General features: G+C 71.5%; 12 protein-coding genes. 3 read left to right on the top strand and 9 right to left on the bottom strand.

Annotated features, from left to right (window positions below):
* Nucleotides 1-169: 169 nt before the first annotated feature.
* Complete coding sequence (locus Q0994_RS13625; RefSeq protein WP_299533699.1) at nucleotides 170-1396, bottom strand: glycoside hydrolase family 64 protein; 1227 nt, start codon at nucleotides 1394-1396, stop codon at nucleotides 170-172.
* Nucleotides 1397-2211: 815 nt separating this feature from the next.
* Here Q0994_RS13625 and Q0994_RS13620 point away from each other — a divergent pair.
* Together Q0994_RS13620 and Q0994_RS13615 are read left to right on the top strand one after the other, a co-directional pair.
* Complete coding sequence (locus tag Q0994_RS13620) at nucleotides 2212-3795, top strand: acyl-CoA carboxylase subunit beta (RefSeq protein ID WP_299533697.1); 1584 nt, start codon at nucleotides 2212-2214, stop codon at nucleotides 3793-3795.
* 66 nt (nucleotides 3796-3861) lie between these two features.
* A complete protein-coding gene (locus tag Q0994_RS13615) occupies nucleotides 3862-4068 on the top strand; it encodes an acyl-CoA carboxylase subunit epsilon (protein WP_299533695.1) in 207 nt (68 codons plus the stop codon).
* A 384-nt stretch (nucleotides 4069-4452) separates the two neighbouring features.
* Here Q0994_RS13615 and Q0994_RS13610 read toward each other — a convergent pair whose 3' ends face one another.
* The 8 genes from Q0994_RS13610 to Q0994_RS13575 form a co-directional block, all read right to left on the bottom strand.
* On the bottom strand, nucleotides 4453-5034 hold the full coding sequence (locus tag Q0994_RS13610) for an ATP/GTP-binding protein (RefSeq protein ID WP_014048542.1): 582 nt from the start codon (nucleotides 5032-5034) through the stop codon (nucleotides 4453-4455).
* A complete protein-coding gene (locus Q0994_RS13605; protein ID WP_299533678.1) occupies nucleotides 5015-5815 on the bottom strand; it encodes a DUF742 domain-containing protein in 801 nt (266 codons plus the stop codon). The genes Q0994_RS13610 and Q0994_RS13605 overlap by 20 nt, the downstream gene beginning before the upstream one ends.
* Nucleotides 5816-5906: 91 nt before the next feature.
* Nucleotides 5907-6320 carry a roadblock/LC7 domain-containing protein gene (locus Q0994_RS13600; protein ID WP_069993489.1) on the bottom strand — a complete coding sequence of 138 codons (414 nt, stop codon included), beginning with the start codon at nucleotides 6318-6320 and terminating at the stop codon, nucleotides 5907-5909.
* Nucleotides 6321-6330: 10 nt separating this feature from the next.
* Nucleotides 6331-9654, bottom strand: coding sequence for a nitrate- and nitrite sensing domain-containing protein (locus Q0994_RS13595; protein ID WP_299533675.1), 3324 nt, complete (start codon nucleotides 9652-9654; stop codon nucleotides 6331-6333).
* A gap of 354 nt (nucleotides 9655-10008) precedes the next feature.
* Nucleotides 10009-10590, bottom strand: a complete 582-nt coding sequence (locus Q0994_RS13590) for an ATP/GTP-binding protein (RefSeq protein WP_084991933.1) — start codon at nucleotides 10588-10590, stop codon at nucleotides 10009-10011.
* Nucleotides 10571-10978 carry a DUF742 domain-containing protein gene (locus Q0994_RS13585; protein ID WP_266709549.1) on the bottom strand — a complete coding sequence of 136 codons (408 nt, stop codon included), beginning with the start codon at nucleotides 10976-10978 and terminating at the stop codon, nucleotides 10571-10573. The genes Q0994_RS13590 and Q0994_RS13585 overlap by 20 nt, the downstream gene beginning before the upstream one ends.
* A 132-nt stretch (nucleotides 10979-11110) precedes the next feature.
* Nucleotides 11111-11524, bottom strand: coding sequence for a roadblock/LC7 domain-containing protein (locus Q0994_RS13580; protein WP_168713747.1), 414 nt, complete (start codon nucleotides 11522-11524; stop codon nucleotides 11111-11113).
* Nucleotides 11525-11533: 9 nt separating this feature from the next.
* Nucleotides 11534-15160: a sensor histidine kinase gene (locus Q0994_RS13575; RefSeq protein ID WP_299533668.1), complete on the bottom strand. Its 3627-nt coding sequence runs from the start codon at nucleotides 15158-15160 to the stop codon at nucleotides 11534-11536.
* Nucleotides 15161-16107: 947 nt separating this feature from the next.
* On the opposite strand from Q0994_RS13575, the gene Q0994_RS13570 reads away from it, so the two are divergent.
* On the top strand, nucleotides 16108-16893 hold the full coding sequence (locus Q0994_RS13570) for a fumarylacetoacetate hydrolase family protein (protein ID WP_299533666.1): 786 nt from the start codon (nucleotides 16108-16110) through the stop codon (nucleotides 16891-16893).
* The last annotated feature ends 15 nt before the right edge of the window (nucleotides 16894-16908 follow it).

Genomic DNA, 16908 nt, shown 5'->3' with positions numbered 1-16908 from the left:
GAATGTCCGGCACTCTCCATTCCGGATGTTGCGAAGTCAAGAGAGCGCGATGTCGGGGGAGTTACGCGTTCCGGTCCCGGCCCCGCCCCGTCGCGGCCGGCGCACCGGGACAGGAGAACGGCGGCCACCCCGCGCAGGGGTGGCCGCCGGTGGGGGGTGGAGGTGGGGGTCAGGAGCCGACGGACACCGTGAAGCGGCGCGGATTGCCGTCGTTCGCGGCGCCCGACACGTCCGGCTGCCCGTCCGGACGCACGTCGTCGTACGGGAAGGCGTAGCCGATCGGACTGTGCGCGTGGACCAGCCGGGACCAGTGGTTGGTCACTGCCTCGCGGTAGTAGTCCGACGCGGTCGCCCCGTTCGGCTGGTCCGGATGGCTGAGCATGAGGGACCGGTTGAAGCCCGCCGCGATCCGCGCCAGCAGCGCCTTCTTGTCGTCCGGGTCGGCCGGGTTGTTGGCGAACGGGCCGTGGTTGCAGGTGAAGACGTCCTTCGAGACCGGCTTGGCGAAGGTGTGCCCGCCGGTGAAGGTGAGGGTGTCCCCGACCACCCGGCCGGTGAGCGCGCCGCGCCCGCCCTGAAGGTCGATCCGCAGGTCGGTGGAGCGGTACTTCTCCCACACCGCGTCGATCTGCGCCGTGAACAGGTCCCGGAACGGCATCTGCTCGGGGCGGTCGAAGAACGGCGCCATCAGGTTCTGCGGCGAGATCACCCGCAGCACGCCGCCGTCCGCCCCACGGGTCACCAGCCGGTCCCACGGTTGCCCGTCGACGGCCGCCTGGGCCGCCAGCCCGTCCGCGATCCGCTGCACCGCCCCGTCCGGCATCGGGGCCACGGTGTGCGTGGCGTCCCCCTCCAGGGTGATCCCGATGGGCAGTGCGGTGACCAGGTCGACGTAGCTGATGTTGGCGTACAACTGCTGAGGATTGAAGGTGAACTCGCAGAACGACCAGGTGCGGCCGTAGTTCGGGTCGGTGGGGGTGGCGAAGGCGGGCTCCACCAGCGCGGGACCCGGATTGAGGGAGAAGTCGAGCGTGTCGTCCCGAACGAAGTAGACCCGGGCCCCGTACATCTGCGGGAGCGTCAGCACGACGGGCGCGCCACCGGAGCCGTTGAGCGGGATCGCGCAGTCCACCGGCAGCGGGGTCTGCGGGGCGGCGGGGGAGTCGGGGCGGTAGAGCCCGCCGTCCGGCCGCAGCAGTACCCAGCGGTCCGTGCCCTGCTCGTGCCCGGTGACGTAGGCGCGGACGGTGCCGGGCAACGACCGGTTCACCAGAGCCAGTTCGCAGGTGGCCGGGGCGGCCGAGGCGCGCGGGGAGAGGCTGCTGCCCCAGACGGGATACGTGAGCGCGGCGGCGGACGCGGCGGTGCCGGACAGGAACGTTCTGCGTGAGATCACGAGGGAACTCCCGAAGGTGTGTGTGGGGGTCCGCGGACGGAACGCGCTGGGGGCGTCCGCGGTGCGCACCACTCTCGCCACGCCGCAGGAGAGCGTCAAGACTTATGACTGAGAGCGCTCTCAAAAACGCGGAATTCTTCACTCCGTGGCCTTGGCGGGGGAGCGGGCCCCTGCTCGCCGGGGCGCGCGCCGGGCGCCGGCGGTCCGGTCGGAGGGCCCGCGGAGCGGCCGTGGACAAGAAGTGAAGGGAAGAAGGGGGACGGCGGTGGCACGTACGGTGGTGCGCGGCGGGCGGGGGAGAGGTGGTTCCCCGATGGGTGGCCGGGGGCCGGGGGCCGATGGCGATGCCGGTGGCGCCCGCCGACGCCGGGCGTTCCGCCGGGGCCTCGGCGGTCCGGGATGTTCGACAGCGACGTCCCCCACGCCTACGGTGGCGCGGGAACGAGGACGTGCCGGCTGATCATGGCCGTCCACCCCGGGCCGTGTTCCGCGGTCGCGGCCCGCCCGACCGCGACCGCCCGACCGCGACCGAGTAACCGCGACCGAGCGTCCGAACCGGCCCGCCCCACCCGAACGGCCCAGCGGTGCCCGCCCGTCCGGCCCTCCGGCGGGCGTGTCCGTCCGTCCGGTCCCGCGGCCGACGGCCCACGGCGCCGACCCACCCTGTTTATGGGATTCCCACAATCCGCTGCCGTCGCGCGTAGGCGGAAGGGCTGCATGGGGACAGCCTTCTGTCGGGCTCCACCAGTAATCCGGGCGGGAGACTGTGCGGAGTCGACGGCGGTTCCGTGCGGTGGGATCCGTAGGGTCGACACATGACCGTTGTGGACGAAATCCCGGGTGAGCCGAGCGACACGCGTGGCCGGGTGGCCGAACTGCTGGCACTGCGCGAGCGGGCGCGGCGCGGGCCGAGCGACCGGGCGACCGAGGCGCAGCACGCCAAGGGCAAGCTGACGGCCCGCGAGCGCATCGAGCTGCTGCTCGACCCCGGGACGTTCAAGGAGGTCGAACAGCTCCGGCGCCACCGTGCCACGGGCTTCGGCCTGGAGGCCAAGAAGCCGTACACCGACGGTGTCATCACCGGTTGGGGCACGGTCGACGGGCGCACGGTCTTCGTCTACGCGCACGACTTCCGGATCTTCGGCGGCGCGCTGGGCGAGGCCCACGCCACGAAGATCCACAAGATCATGGACATGGCCATCTCGGCCGGCGCGCCGCTGGTGTCGCTGAACGACGGCGCGGGCGCCCGCATCCAGGAGGGCGTGTCCGCGCTCGCCGGCTACGGCGGCATCTTCCAGCGCAACACCCGGGCCTCGGGCGTGATCCCGCAGATCAGCGTGATGCTCGGCCCGTGCGCCGGCGGCGCCGCCTACAGCCCGGCGCTGACGGACTTCGTCTTCATGGTCCGTGAGACCTCGCAGATGTTCATCACCGGACCGGACGTCGTGAAGGCGGTCACCGGCGAGGAGATCACCCAGAACGGCCTCGGCGGCGCGGACGTGCACGCCGAGACCTCGGGCGTCGCGCACTTCGCGTACGACGACGAGGAGACCTGCATCGCCGAGGTCCGCTACCTGATCGGGATGCTGCCCTCGAACAACCGTGAGAACCCGCCGACGGTGGAGAGCGACGACCCCGCCGACCGGCGCGGCGACGTCCTGCTGGACCTGGTCCCGGCCGACGGCAACCGCCCGTACGACATGCACAAGGTCATCGAGGAACTCGTCGACGACGGCGACTACCTGGAGATCCACGAGCGCTGGGCCCGCAACATCATCTGCGCGCTCGCCCGGCTCGACGGCCAGGTCGTCGGCATCGTGGCCAACCAGCCGCAGGCGCTGGCCGGGGTGCTGGACATCGAAGCGTCCGAAAAGGCCGCGCGTTTCGTCCAGATGTGTGACGCGTTCAACATTCCCATCGTCACTCTCCTGGACGTCCCCGGCTTCCTGCCCGGCGTCGACCAGGAGCACGGTGGGATCATCCGCCACGGCGCGAAGCTGCTCTACGCCTACTGCAACGCCACCGTGCCGAGGATCTCGCTGATCCTGCGCAAGGCGTACGGCGGTGCCTACATCGTGATGGACAGCCAGTCCATCGGGGCCGACCTCACCTACGCGTGGCCCACCAACGAGATCGCGGTGATGGGCGCGGAAGGCGCCGCCAACGTCATCTTCCGCCGCCAGATCGCCGAGGCCGAGGACCCGGAGGCCATGCGGGCCCGCATGGTCAAGGAGTACAAGGCCGAGCTGATGCATCCCTACTACGCCGCGGAGCGCGGCCTCGTCGACGACGTCATCGACCCGGCCGAGACCCGCGAGGTGCTGATCGCCTCGCTCGCCATGCTCCGCAACAAGCACGCGGACCTGCCCTCCCGCAAGCACGGCAACCCCCCGCAGTAGCCGGCCCCGCGGTCACCGCCGCACCGGAGCCGACACCCCCTGCCGAGAAGACGGAGACACCCACCCATGAGCGTCAATCCCGCAGATTCCGTGCTGCGCGTCGAGAAGGGCCACGCCGGCCCCGAGGAACTCGCGGCCATCACCGCGGTCCTGCTCGCACGCGCCGCCTCCCGCCCGGCGGAGATCCCGGCCCACCGCGGCCGCGTGACGGCCGGCTGGCGCCGGCTGGAGCGCACTCCCGGCTTCCGCGCCCCGCACAGCTGGCAGGGCTGACGCCCCGAGCGTCCCCGCACGCCCCCTACGGGCCCGTACCGGCTCACAAGCGCCGGTACGGGCCCGTACGCGTGCGCCGGAGCGGATAAGACCCTCTAGGGGGCCGTACGAGTCCTACGGGCGCGTACGGCCCCCTACGAGGCCGTACGCGCCCGTACGGGGCCCTACGGCACCCTTACGGGTCCTGTGCGGCTCTTACCGGCCCTACGCCCCTTGCGGACCGTTCCGGACCCTTACGGCCGCGAGGGGCGTAAGGCCGGGCCGCGAAGGTCCGTAATGAACCCCGCCCGCCCCGCCCGCCCCGGCCGACCGGGTCGGCGACGCGCAGAGGCCCCGCACTCCCGAGGGGTGCGGGGCCTCTGCGGCGGCGTCCGAGCCGTCGTCTCAGCGCAGCCGGGCCATGAGGGCGTGTTCCACGAGGGTGATGAGGGCGCTCTTGGCGTCGGCGCGGTGGCGGGCGTCGGTGGTGAGGATGGGGGTGTCGGGGCCGATCTGGAGTGCTTCGCGTACTTCGTCGGGGGTGTAGGGCTGGTGTCCGTCGAAGCCGTTGAGGGCGATGACGAAGGGCAGGCCGCTGTTCTCGAAGTAGTCGACGGCGGGGAAGCAGTCGGCGAGGCGGCGGGTGTCGACGAGGACGACGGCGCCGATGGCGCCGCGTACGAGGTCGTCCCACATGAACCAGAAGCGGTCCTGTCCGGGGGTGCCGAACAGGTACAGGATCAGGTCCTGGTCCAGGGTGATGCGGCCGAAGTCCATGGCCACCGTGGTGGTGGTCTTGTCCCCGGTGTGGGTCAGGTCGTCGATGCCCGCGGAGGCGGACGTCATCACGGCTTCGGTGCGCAGCGGGTTGATCTCCGAAACGGCACCGACAAACGTGGTCTTACCCACGCCGAAGCCCCCTGCCACCACGATCTTCGCCGAGGTGGTGGAGCGGGCCGCTCCGCCGCTAGAGCTTGCGAAGTCCACTGAGCACCCTTTCGAGCAGTGTCACATCTGGTTGGCCGCCGGCGGCCTCGTCGCCGCCGGGCTGGTGGATAGCGACGAGCCCGGCCTCGGCCAGATCGGCCACGAGGATCCGGGCTACGCCGAGAGGAATCGAGAGAAGGGCCGAAATCTCGGCGACCGACTTGATCTCGAAGCAGAGCCGGCAGATCCGCTGGTGCTCGGGCAACTGCCCTTGCAGCCGCGACGGATCGGCCGTGGTGCTGACCAGCGCCTCGATGGCGAGCTGGTAACGCGGCCGGGTCCGGCCACCGGTCATGGCGTACGGACGGACCAACGGGTTGTGCGCCGCGGGGGCGTTGCGCTCGGGAGCGCGCCGCTGCTGGACCGGCTGGATGCGGGGCTGGGCGGGGGAGTCGTACCGCTGCGGCTGCTGGGGGTGCTGCGGCTGCTGCGGGGACCAGTCGGACTCCGGCTGCCGGACCGGCCAGTCGTCGGACCCGTGCGACTGCTGCTGCTGCGGCTGCTGTTGCGCGGCCCACAGGCGCGCGTCGTGGGCGCCCTGCTGGTCCGCCCACCGCGGGTCCTGGGCGTGCGGCTGCCCCTGCCACCGGTCCCCGGCGGAGTACGGCTGCTGCTCGGGCCACTCCTGGCCCTGCGGCCGCTGCGGCTCCTCGTACGGCTGGTAAGGCTGCGGCTCACCCTGTCCGGTGGGCGCGGAGGGGTAGTCGAAGCGGTCGTGCCCGTGCTCGCCGGGGACCCGTCGACCCTCGTCGTACGGGTGTCCGCCTGTGGGTGCTGCCACGTCTCCTCCTCCGACTGCCTGTCGCCGATCCCAGTGGGGCCGCGCCACCGCACCTTATGGGGCGGTGGCGAGAAACGCACTGTCCGTCTCCTCAGTTGAGAAGACTTCCCTGAAGTTCGGCCCGCAGATCGGGGGTGAGAACGCCGCCCGCGCGATCGACAAGAAGCGCCATTTCGTACCCAACCAGACCGATATCGGCCTCAGGGTGGGCCAGTACGGCAAGTGACGAGCCGTCCGAGATGGACATGATGAAGAGGAATCCGCGCTCCATCTCCACAACCGTCTGGTTGACGGCACCGCCCTCGAAGATCCGGGAGGCGCCCGCGGTCAGCGACGTCAGTCCGGAAGCGACCGCCGCGAGCTGGTCCGCGCGGTCCCGGGGGAACCCCTCGGACATCGCCAGCAGGAGTCCGTCGGCGGAGACCACCACCGTGTGCGACACACCAGGGGTGTTGTCGACGAAGTTGGTGATCAACCAGTTGAGATTCTGCGCCGCCTGGCTCATCGGGCTCACACTAACGCTCCTGGTGGTAGTTACTGTTGTCCGCTCCCGCGCTGCGCCCCTGCTGGATACCGCGCCGCAGGTTGCTCAACCTGCCGCGGATGTCCTCGGGAGCACGCGAGATCTGTGGGCCGCCCTGCTGGGTCTGCTCCGCCGTGCCCTCGACCAGATTGGCCTTGGGCACCCGCCGGGGAAGCCCCGAAGGAGTGATCCCGCCGGCCTTCGGCTCGCGGAGCTTCTCGGCCCGCTCCCAGCGCTCGTCGTTCGTCGAACGCCAGTCTTCCTGGCCGTCGTTCTCCTGCGGCCCGGCCGTGGGCTGCGGCTGCTGTTCCTGCTGCGACTCGTGCTCGCCGACGCCCGCGGGCCGGTCGGCTCCGCGACCCGGCTGCCGTTGCTGCGGTCCGCCTCGCTTCGGCAGGCCCGCGTCCGTCAGCTCGTGGCCGGGGTTCGGGGTGGGACCCGAACGGTCGAAGCCTACGCGTTCCCCGGGCTCTCCGGGAGCGCCGGGGGCAGATTCCGTTTCGTCCGGCGCCGGAGCGGGGTAGCCGCCCTGGAATCCGGACTCGTCGGCCCACTCACCCTGCCCCTGCAGGTCGGTCCCGGTGGCGAACTGGTCTGCGTACGCCCCCTGTTGTGCACCCTGGTCCTGGTAGGCGCCCTCCACATGTCCCAGCGGCGCGTCCTGCGGGAGGCCGGCGGCGGGCGCTCCGGTACCGAACGGGTCGAACCCGCCGGCCGGGCCGGCCTGCTGCCCGAACTGGCCCTGCCCGTAGGCGTCCTGGGCGTGGCCGTTCTGGCCGTAGCCGTTCTGCGCGAAGGTCTCCTGGCCGAACTGCTCCTGCGGGTAACCCTCCTGCGCGTAGCCGTTCTGCGGGTACCCGTTCTGGGCGTAACCCTCCTGCGGGTAGCCGCTCGCGGGGAGCTCCTGCCGCGGGTACGGCTCCGGGGCGAACTCCTGGCCCCCCTGGGCGGCGGGCGCGCCCCCGGGGAAGGAGGCCTGCTCCCCGCCGGACCCGGCGGCGTCCAGGGCCGCGCGGCGCTCCTCGCGCATCAGCGAGCGGTTGACCGGGTCGAGCTGCGGGGCGTCCGCGGCCGGCGCCTCGTAGCGCGAGTCGTCGAAGCCGAGCTCGGCCGCCGTGCGCATCCGCTCCTGCTTCGGGGCGGCGGCGAAGGCCTTCTGCTCCGGGATGATCGAGGAGACGGTGAAGTCGTCCGGCTCCGGGGCCAAGCCGCCGCCACCGTGGGTGATCGCGTCGGGGAGCATGACCAGCGAGGTGGTGCCGGCCTGCTCGCCCGAAGGACGGAGCTGGACCCGCACGCCGTGCCGGTCGGCCAGCCGGCCGACCACGAACAGCCCCATCCGCTGGGAGACCGCGGCGTCCACGGTCGGCGGGTTGGCGAGCTTGTGGTTGATGTCGGCGAAGTCCTCGGCGGTGAGGCCGATGCCCTTGTCGTGGATCTCGACCATGACACGACCGTCCGGCAGCCGGGTCGCGTTGACCCGGACCTTGGTCTGCGGCGAGGAGAAGACCGTGGCGTTCTCCAGCAGCTCGGCCAGCAGGTGCACGAGGTCGGTGACGGCCTGGCCGTGGATCTCGGTGTCGGGGACTCCGGACAGCTCGATGCGCTCGTACGACTCCACCTCGGAGGAGGCGGCGCGCAGGACGTCCACCAGCGGCACCGGCTGGTTCCAGCGGCGGCCGGGCTCCTCGCCGGCGAGGACCAGGAGGTTCTCGCCGTTGCGCCGCATACGGGTCGCCAGGTGGTCCAGCTTGAACAGGCTCTCCAGCTGGTCCGGGTCGGCCTCGTTGTTCTCCAGGTCGGTGATGAGGGTCAGCTGGCCCTCGATGAGCGACTGGTTGCGGCGCGACAGGTTGGTGAAGATCGCGTTGACGTTGCCGCGGAGCATGGCCTGCTCGGCGGCGAGCCGGACGGCCTCCTGGTGCACCTGGTCGAAGGCGCGGGCGACCTCGCCGATCTCGTCGTGCGAGTCGATCGGGATCGGGTCGACGCGGGTGTCCACCCGGCCGGGGTCGGTCCGGGAGAGCTGGTCGACCAGGGACGGCAGCCGCTGCTCGGCGATCTGGAAGGCGGCGGTGCGCAGCCGGCGCATCGCGCGGCTCATCTGGCGGGCCATGAGGCCGGCCACCACGAACGCGACCAGCAGGGCGACGAGCACGATCGCGCCGTTGACGATGGCGTCGGACTTGGCGTCCGACGAGATCTGCGCGGCCTCGTTCACCGCCTTGTCGACCATCTCGTCCGCCACCGTGGCGTAGCCCTCGAACTTGGCGGTCGAGGCGGCCGTCCAGGTCTCCGGGGTGATGCCCTTGGCCTTGAGCTGCTTGGGCGACAGGCCCTTGCCGATCTCCGCGGCCATGCCGTCGAAGACGGAGCCCCCGGCGCTCGGCGGCGCCACGAAGGGCTTGCCCGCCGCGTCGGCCTGCTCCTTGGCGGCCTTGAGCTGGGCAGCCCCCTCGGTGGCCTTCTCGGCCATGACCTCCTTGAGGCGGTCCACGTCCCCCTGGGTGCCGCCGGAGTTGAACTCGCCGAGGGCGATCTGCTCCAGGTAGTTGTACGAGCCGAAGGCCTTGACCTGGGCGTCGAACTTGGTCGGCGTGCCGCTGGGGCGTACCAGGAGGTGCATGCCGATGGAGCGCTGAAGCGATTCTGCAGCCTGGGCCAGCTGGATCGCGTACACGGTGCGGCCGTAGCTGGTGACGTTGCCCGTGCCGAGGCCGAGCTCGTTGGCGAGCTCCATCAAGGAGTGCTGGACCTGCGTGTAGCCCTCTTCGGTCTTCACCGGGTCCAGCGCCTCGGCGTAGGCGGCCTTGCGCAGGTCCTCCAGCTTCGGCTCCTCGGTGCGGAACAGCTTCAGCCGCCGCTCCAGGCCCTGCTTCTGCGGCATGTCCGTGACGGCCGCGTCGAAGGCGTCGGCCGCCGTGTCCGTCGCGGCACGGGTCTTGGTGACGAGCTCGGCTTCGCGGTCGTTGGAGAGCAGCGGCTGGGCCGTGAGGTCGCGTTCGTTGAGCAGCGCGGCGCCGTACACCGAGGCGGCGCGCACGATCAGCGCCGTCTTCTCGGCGTCCTGCGCCTCGTTCCAGGTGTCGATCGAGCCCTTCACCTGGAAGCCGCCCATGACCAGGCCGACCAGGGCGGGGATGAGGAGGATCGCGTTCAGCCGGGTCGGCACGCGCCAGTTGCGCGGGGACAGCCGGCTGGCACTGCCGGCCGCGGGCTCGGGACCGGACTTCTCCGGGGGCTGCGCCGCGGTGCGCGGCGGCGGCGTGAAGTTGCCCCGCTCGGGCAGCGCTGAGCCCTCGTTGCTACGCCTCACTCGACCAACAACCTCTCGGCGTCGGCACCTACGTCGTGCCGGTTCATTCGTTCAGGGCCGTACTACTCGGGAGTACTTCGAATTCCAGCACGCGCACCGGCCGCGTTCCAAACACCCGGCGGCGGCCGGTCCGCGTGGCGGAAGCCTCAGATAAAACGGTCATAAAGAACGAGCCCCGTCAAATGACGGGGCTCATGTGAGCGCAGTGACACCGCACGAGTGCGTCGGGTGTCGAGCGGCGCTCAATTCTCTGTCGAAACGTTATGAACACGGGGGCGGAAGGTGTCAAAGGACACAGACCCGCCCCCGTGCCGGTCCGGCAACTCGCTTCGGCGAAAGCGGACTTATGCCGTGCTACTTCAGCCGGGCCATGAGGGCGTGTTCCACGAGGGTGATGAGGGCGCTCTTGGCGTCGGCGCGGTGGCGGGCGTCGGTGGTGAGGATGGGGGTGTCGGGGCCGATCTGGAGTGCTTCGCGTACTTCGTCGGGGGTGTAGGGCTGGTGTCCGTCGAAGCCGTTGAGGGCGATGACGAAGGGCAGGCCGCTGTTCTCGAAGTAGTCGACGGCGGGGAAGCAGTCGGCGAGGCGGCGGGTGTCGACGAGGACGACGGCGCCGATGGCGCCGCGTACGAGGTCGTCCCACATGAACCAGAAGCGGTCCTGTCCGGGGGTGCCGAACAGGTACAGGATCAGGTCCTGGTCCAGGGTGATGCGGCCGAAGTCCATGGCCACCGTGGTGGTGGTCTTGTCCCCGGTGTGGGTCAGGTCGTCGATGCCCGCGGAGGCGGACGTCATCACGGCTTCGGTGCGCAGCGGGTTGATCTCCGAAACGGCACCGACAAACGTGGTCTTACCCACGCCGAAGCCCCCTGCCACCACGATCTTCGCCGAGGTGGTGGAGCGGGCCGCTCCGCCGCTAGAGCTTGCGAAGTCCACTGAGCACCCTTTCGAGCAGTGTCACGTCCGGCGTGCCGCCGGCCTCTCCGTTGCCGGGCTGGTGGATGGCCACCATGCCGGCTTCCGCCAGGTCCGCCACGAGGATCCGCGCCACGCCGAGCGGCATGGACAGCAGTGCCGAGACCTCCGCCACCGACTTGACCTCGCGGCAGAGGTGGCAGATCCGCTGGTGCTCGGGGAGCAGCGTCCCCAGGTGAGCCGGATCGGCCGTGGTGCTGACCAGTGCCTCGATGGCGAGCTGGTAGCGGGGCCGGGTCCGGCCGCCGGTCATGGCGTACGGACGGACCAACGGCTGGTCGCCTTCACCGTCGTACGACGCGTGGTGCAGAGCGCCGTACGGATCGGGTGAGGCGGGTGGCGGGGTCATGAATCCTCCGGGCTGGACAGCAGGGCGTCTACGTACCGTCTGCAGCGGCCGGTGGGGGGCTGATCGGCCTGACGGGTGTGAATCATGGGCAGTACCTGAGGAGATCCTGGTCGAAATCCGCTCCGAGGCCGCCTAGTGCAGCAGACTTCCCTGGAGTTCGGCACGCAGGTCGGGCGTGAGGACGGAACCCGCACGGTCGACGAGCAGCGCCATCTCGTAGCCGACCAGACCGATGTCGGCGTCCGGGTGGGCGAGTACGGCCAGTGAGGAACCGTCGGAGACGGACATGAGGAAGAGGAACCCCCGCTCCATCTCCACGACCGTCTGGCTGACCGCGCCGCCCTCGAAGATGCGGGAGGCGCCCGCGGTCAGCGAGGTCAGCCCGGAGGCGACCGCCGCGAGCTGGTCGGCGCGGTCGCGCGGGAAACCTTCGGACATCGCCAGCAGCAGTCCGTCGGCCGACACCACCACCGTGTGCGACACCCCGGGGGTGTTGTCCACGAAGTTGGTGATCAGCCAGTTCAGATTCTGCGCGGCCTGACTCATGGGGCTCAACTAGCGCTCCTGCTGGTGAGGGGGGCCGAGTGGGAAGCTGCCGGTCGACCGGCCGTTGGCCTGCCGTCCCTGCTGGATGCCCCGGCGGAGATTGGTCAGACGACCGCGCACGTCGTCGGGCGCGCGCGAAACCTGGGGTCCGGACTGGTGATTCTGCTGCTGAGCGGTGCCAGGAACCAAATTGGCGCGCGGAACCCGCCGCGGCAGACCGGATGTGGTGATTCCGCCGGCGGCCGGCTTCTTCGCCCGCTCGGCCTGGCGCACCAGGTCGTCGTTGGGCGACGGGCGCCACTGCGGCAACGACCCGGTGTCGCCCGGGGAACGCACCGGGGCGGGCGGACCGGAGAGGTCGCCGGCCGGGGCCGCGGGCGGCTCCTGGCCACCGGACTGCGGCCCGTGGAACCAGTTGGTCTCCAGCGTGTCGTAGAGCGGCGTACGGCCGTCGCCCGGACCCGAAGCCGGCGGCAGGGCCTCCGGACGCTCCGGACGGCGGGGCATGCCGCCCGCCTGCCCGGCGGGCGGACGGGGCACCCCGAAGTCGTCGTCCCGGTCGCGGCGGGCGGGGCCCGGCAGCCCTGCGCCGGCCGGCAGCGGGGCGCCGAAGTCGGGACGGGCGAACTGCGTGGTGCTCGCCGGGTCCGCCGGGCCGGGACCGGGCGGGGCGGAGAAGTCCGGACGGGCGAACTCGGCCGTGGCCGCGGGACCCTGCCGGTCGTCCGCCGCCGGGTGGGACGGGGGGTCGAAGGGGGAGCGGGAGCCGGGAAGCTGGAACTGGCCGGTGGCGTCCGCCTCTTCGTGACCGCGCGGCGTGTCCAGGGGCGTACGCCGGGGCGCACCCTGCTCCTGCGCACCCCAGCTCGTGGTCTGCGGGCGCTGCTGCGGGGGGTTCCCGCCGGGCAGCTCCGCGCGCGGGCCGCCGGGCGGCGGCAACTGGCGGCCGGGGCCGCCGGACTGCTGGAAGCCGCCCTGGCCGGCGGGCGCGCCCTGGGCCGGACCGAAGGAGCTCTGCGTGCCGGAGGCGGGCCGCACGGGCGCGGGGCCCTGGCGTCCCTGACCGTAGGCGTCGGGGCCGTAGGAGCCGGGACCGAACGAGTCGGGACCGTTCTGGCCCGGACCGTTCTGGCCCGGACCGTTCTGGCCCGGACCCTGCGGGCCGCCGAACGGCTGCTGCTGGGCGCCGGGGCCGTACGGGTCCTGCCGGTCGTTCTGGCCGCCCTGCGGTCCGGTGGCGCCGGGACCGGCCTGGGACGGCTCGTGGCCGAACAGGTTGGGCTCACCGCGGCCGGGAGCGTCCTGCGCGTTGCGCACGGGCGGACGGCCGCCGCCGAAGGCCTGGGAGAGGCCGCCGGCCTGGCGCTGCGGCTCCAGGCCCGGGAAGCCCTGGGCGCCGGTCTCCTCGCGGAACTGGGGGCCGCGGTTCTGGCCGCCGTCGGCCTGCGGACCACCGGCCTGCGGACCACCGGGGCGGCGCGGGCCGGCGTCCCGGGAGGGCAGGGCCGCACGCGGGCCGGAACCCGCGCCGACCTGGCCGCGCGGAGCGGTGGCGCCGAGCCCCTTGGCCGGGGGAGCCTGCGGGCCGCCGAGACCGGGGCGCGGGGCGTTGCCGCCGCCGGGAGCGCCGGCGCCGGCCAGCAGGCCGCCGGGCGCCTGGGCGCCGTTCGGCCGGGCGCCGGGCTGCTTGGAAGCCGGCTGCTTGCCACCGTTGGCGACGTCCACCGGCAGCATGACGAGTGCCGTGGTGCCGCCGGAGTCGGACGGGCGGAGCTGGATGCGGATGCCGTGGCGCAGCGAGAGCCGGCCGACCACGAACAGGCCCATCCGGCGGGACACCGAGACGTCCACGGTGGGCGGCGAGGCGAGCCGCTCGTTGATCGCGGCGAGGTCCTCCGGCGAGAGGCCGATGCCGGTGTCGTGGATCTCCACCAGCACCCGGCCGTCCGGCAGCGCGTGCCCGGTGACCCGGACCTTGGTCTGCGGCGAGGAGAACGACGTGGCGTTCTCCAGCAGCTCGGCCAGCAGGTGCACGAGGTCGTTGACGACGCGTCCGGCCACTTCGGTGGCGGGCACCGCGGCCAGTTCGATGCGCTCGTACTGCTCCACCTCGGAGGCGGCGGCACGAAGCACGTCGACCAGCGGGACGGGGCGCGTCCAGCGGCGGCCCGGCTCCTCGCCGGCGAGGACGAGGAGGTTCTCGCCGTTGCGGCGCATACGGGTCGCGAGGTGGTCGAGCTTGAAGAGCGAGGAGAGCTGGTCCGGGTCGGCCTCGCGGGACTCCAGTTCGGAGATGAGCGAGAGCTGGCGCTGGATGAGGCCCTGGCTGCGGCGCGAGAGGTTGGTGAACATCGCGTTGACGTTGCCCCGCAGCAGCGCCTGCTCGGCGGCGAGGCGGACCGCCTCGCGGTGCACGTCGTCGAAGGCCGCGGCCACCTGGCCGATCTCGTCGCGCGAGTGCACGCCGACCGACTCCACGGAGGTGTCGACGTCCTGCGGGTCGGTCTCGGAGAGCTGCTTGACGAGCTCGGGCAGCCGGTCCTGGGCGACCCGGGTGGCGGTGTCCTGGAGACGGCGCAGCGAGCGGATCATCGACCGCGCCACCACGAACGCGCCCACCAGGGAGACGCCGAGGACGAGGAGGATCACGGCGCCGTTGAGGATCGCCTCGCGCTGGGACGCCTCGCGCAGCTCGCGGGCCTTGCCCTCCATGTCGCTGAGGAGGGTGGCCTCGATGGTCTCCATCGCCTGGATCTTGGTGGAGCTCTGGTCGTACCAGTCGAGGTAGGACCGCGCCTTGCGCTCGTCCAGGCCCGTGGTGGTGTCCAGGACCTGCTTCGCGTACATGTCCGCGGCGTTGATCTCGGGGTTGCCGTTGGTCAGCGGGTCCGTCAGGTCGGCGGCGCTGTTGCCGGTGGCGGCGTAGATCGTGTTGAACGAGTTGAGCGCCAGGCTCTCCTTGCGGAGCGCGTTGCGGCCGAACTGCTTGTCGTTCGGGTCCAGGTGCGTTTTCTGGCTGTTGCCGCCGGGCAGCGCCGCGGCGATGATCGCCCGCTGGACGGAGGCGTACTCCTTGGCCGACGAGAACGCGGCCAGCGCCCGGGTCCGCTTGATCATCTCGGGGCTGCTGGTCGCCTGCGCCATGTCCTGCGACAGGCCCAGCAGCGAGGTGATGAGCTGGCTGTACTGGTCGACCGTGGCGAGGGACGGGTCGCCCTTGGCGTAGGCGTTCTTGCGGATGTCCCGGATCTGCCCGAGCTGGGTCGAGATCATGGATATGGAGGCGTGGATGCCTTCCAGCGCCTCGTCGCCCTCGGCGTCCCCCATCTCCAGGGTGGCGTCCAGGAAGGCGTCCTTGGCCCGGTCGGTCTTCTTCCGGGGCTCGGTGACCTTGTAGTTGGTCGCGGTGACGCCGTTGGAGAGCGGACCGGCCGACTGGTCGCGCTCGTTCTGCAGCGCCTGGGCCAGCTCGGTGGCCTGCTTGGTCATCTGCGTCAGCAGCTGCATGTGCTCCAGCTGCTCCATGTCGCCCATGGACTCGTTGATGCGGAGTCCGCCGAGCGTGGTGGCGGCGACGACGGGAAGCGCCAGGAGCGAGACCAGGCGCGTGCTGATGCGCCAGTTGCGCAGGGCCATGCGGGAGCCGGCGCTGACCTGGCCGCGGGGCCTGGCGGGATTCGCCGGGGTGGTGCCGCCGGCCGCCGGGGCGCCCGTGCGCTGTGCGTTGTCGTCACCGTCGCCGGCTGTCGCCGACCCGGGGTTCTGGGCGTGCTGGGGCGAGGAACCGCGGTCGGCTCCGCCGCGCGGCTCGTGTTCCGCCGGAGCTTCCCCGCGGCCCTGGTGAGCCTGGGGCGACCCCGTGCCATCCCTCTTGAAACGTCCCTGCACTAGCGTCGCAACCTCTGGACCAGGCGTCCCTCCGCGCGATGGCGGCCGGGACGGTGTCGGCGTCGTGGGGCACCGGAAGCGCCCCAAGGTGGTCGTTGAGCGACCGGCGTACTCATCCCCCTCCCGCCGCTCGCTCGGCGCCGCGTTGCGCCCCTGCGCCGGTCTGAACCCGCGGCGGTGCGTGGAATTCCAGCACAGTGCAGGACCGCCAACAAGGGCCCTGAGCATCGCCTTCACGGGGATGACACGGCGTGACGGGAGCGTGACGTGGGGTGGGAGGCGTTCACCCGCAAAGCTGATCATTACGGACACGGCCCCATCGGAGGCCCAAGGTCCCAGTCGCCATGATCAGGAGCGGAATGGATCATTCAGTGACGCAATGTCCGTTTCTCGATGGATGATCATCATCCCGATATGTTCCTTTTGTAGGCGAACTCGTGAGCAAACTCACACGATGATCGCTGTCTCATTCGAGCGCTTGCCGGGTGTCCGATGTTTGGAGGGGTCTGCCGAGGGGGCAGGAACAGTCGCCCCGGCCCTCGTGCGCGGGGTCCCCGCAGCCCTCTCCGGCGCCCGCGAGCCCCTCGCCGGCCCCCCGGCGCGGCGGCCCGCGCGCGGAGCGGCGGCACCGGTGCCCGCGTTAGCCTGGAGCGTCAGTCTTCAGCCAGCCAGCAAGTGAGGGGCGACAGCATCCCGTGCGCATCGCCAGGTTCTCCATCGACGGCAATGTCGCCTTCGGCGCCGTCGAGGGAGAGGGCACCGTCGAATCCGGTGGCCTCGTCCTCGACATCATCAAGGGCATTCCGTACGCCGACTTCGAGCTCTCCGGCACCAAGGTCCCGCTGAACAAGGTCCGGCTGCTGCCCCCCGTGCTCCCCAACAAAGTCGTGGCCATCGGCCGCAACTACGCCGAGCACGCCGCCGAACTCGGCAACGAGGTCGGGGACGTCCCGGTGGCCTTCTTCAAGCCCACCACCTCGGTGATCGGCTCCGGGGACGCCATCGAGTACCCCTCCTTCTCCGACGAACTGCACCACGAGGCCGAACTGGCCGTGGTCATCGGCCGCATGTGCCGCGAGGTGCCCCGCGAGCGCGTCCGCGACGTCGTCTTCGGCTACACCTGCGCCAACGACGTCACCGCCCGCGACGCCCAGCGGCGCGAGAAGCAGTGGGCCCGCGCCAAGGGCTTCGACACCTCCTGCCCGCTCGGCCCCTGGGTGGAGACCGACCTGGACCCCGGCGACCTGACGATCCAGGCCACCGTCAACGGCGAACAGCGACAGCTCGGCCGCACCAGCGACATGGTCCGCTCGGTGGAGGACCTCGTCGTCCACATCACGGAGGCGATGACGCTGCTCCCGGGCGACGTGATCCTCACCGGCACCCCCGCGGGGGTCGGCCCCCTGCACGTCGGCGACGAGGTCGCCGTCACCATCGAAGGCATCGGCACTCTCACCAACAAGGTGATCAAGCGTGGTTAACGGCACCTCCCCCAA

The organism is uncultured Streptomyces sp. (assembly GCF_947488945.1).
GTDB lineage: Bacteria > Actinomycetota > Actinomycetes > Streptomycetales > Streptomycetaceae > Streptomyces.
This window is presented reverse-complemented; position numbering and strand designations above follow the sequence as displayed.

Coding starts and splice junctions, on each gene's coding strand:
- Q0994_RS13620 (WP_299533697.1), top strand. CDS start 2,212: ATGACCGTTGTGGACGAAATCCCGGGTGAGCCGAGCGACACGCGTGGC.
- Q0994_RS13615 (WP_299533695.1), top strand. CDS start 3,862: ATGAGCGTCAATCCCGCAGATTCCGTGCTGCGCGTCGAGAAGGGCCAC.
- Q0994_RS13600 (WP_069993489.1), bottom strand. CDS start 6,320: ATGAGCCAGGCGGCGCAGAATCTCAACTGGTTGATCACCAACTTCGTC.
- Q0994_RS13585 (WP_266709549.1), bottom strand. CDS start 10,978: ATGACCCCGCCACCCGCCTCACCCGATCCGTACGGCGCTCTGCACCAC.
- Q0994_RS13580 (WP_168713747.1), bottom strand. CDS start 11,524: ATGAGTCAGGCCGCGCAGAATCTGAACTGGCTGATCACCAACTTCGTG.
- Q0994_RS13575 (WP_299533668.1), bottom strand. CDS start 15,160: ATGGCCCTGCGCAACTGGCGCATCAGCACGCGCCTGGTCTCGCTCCTG.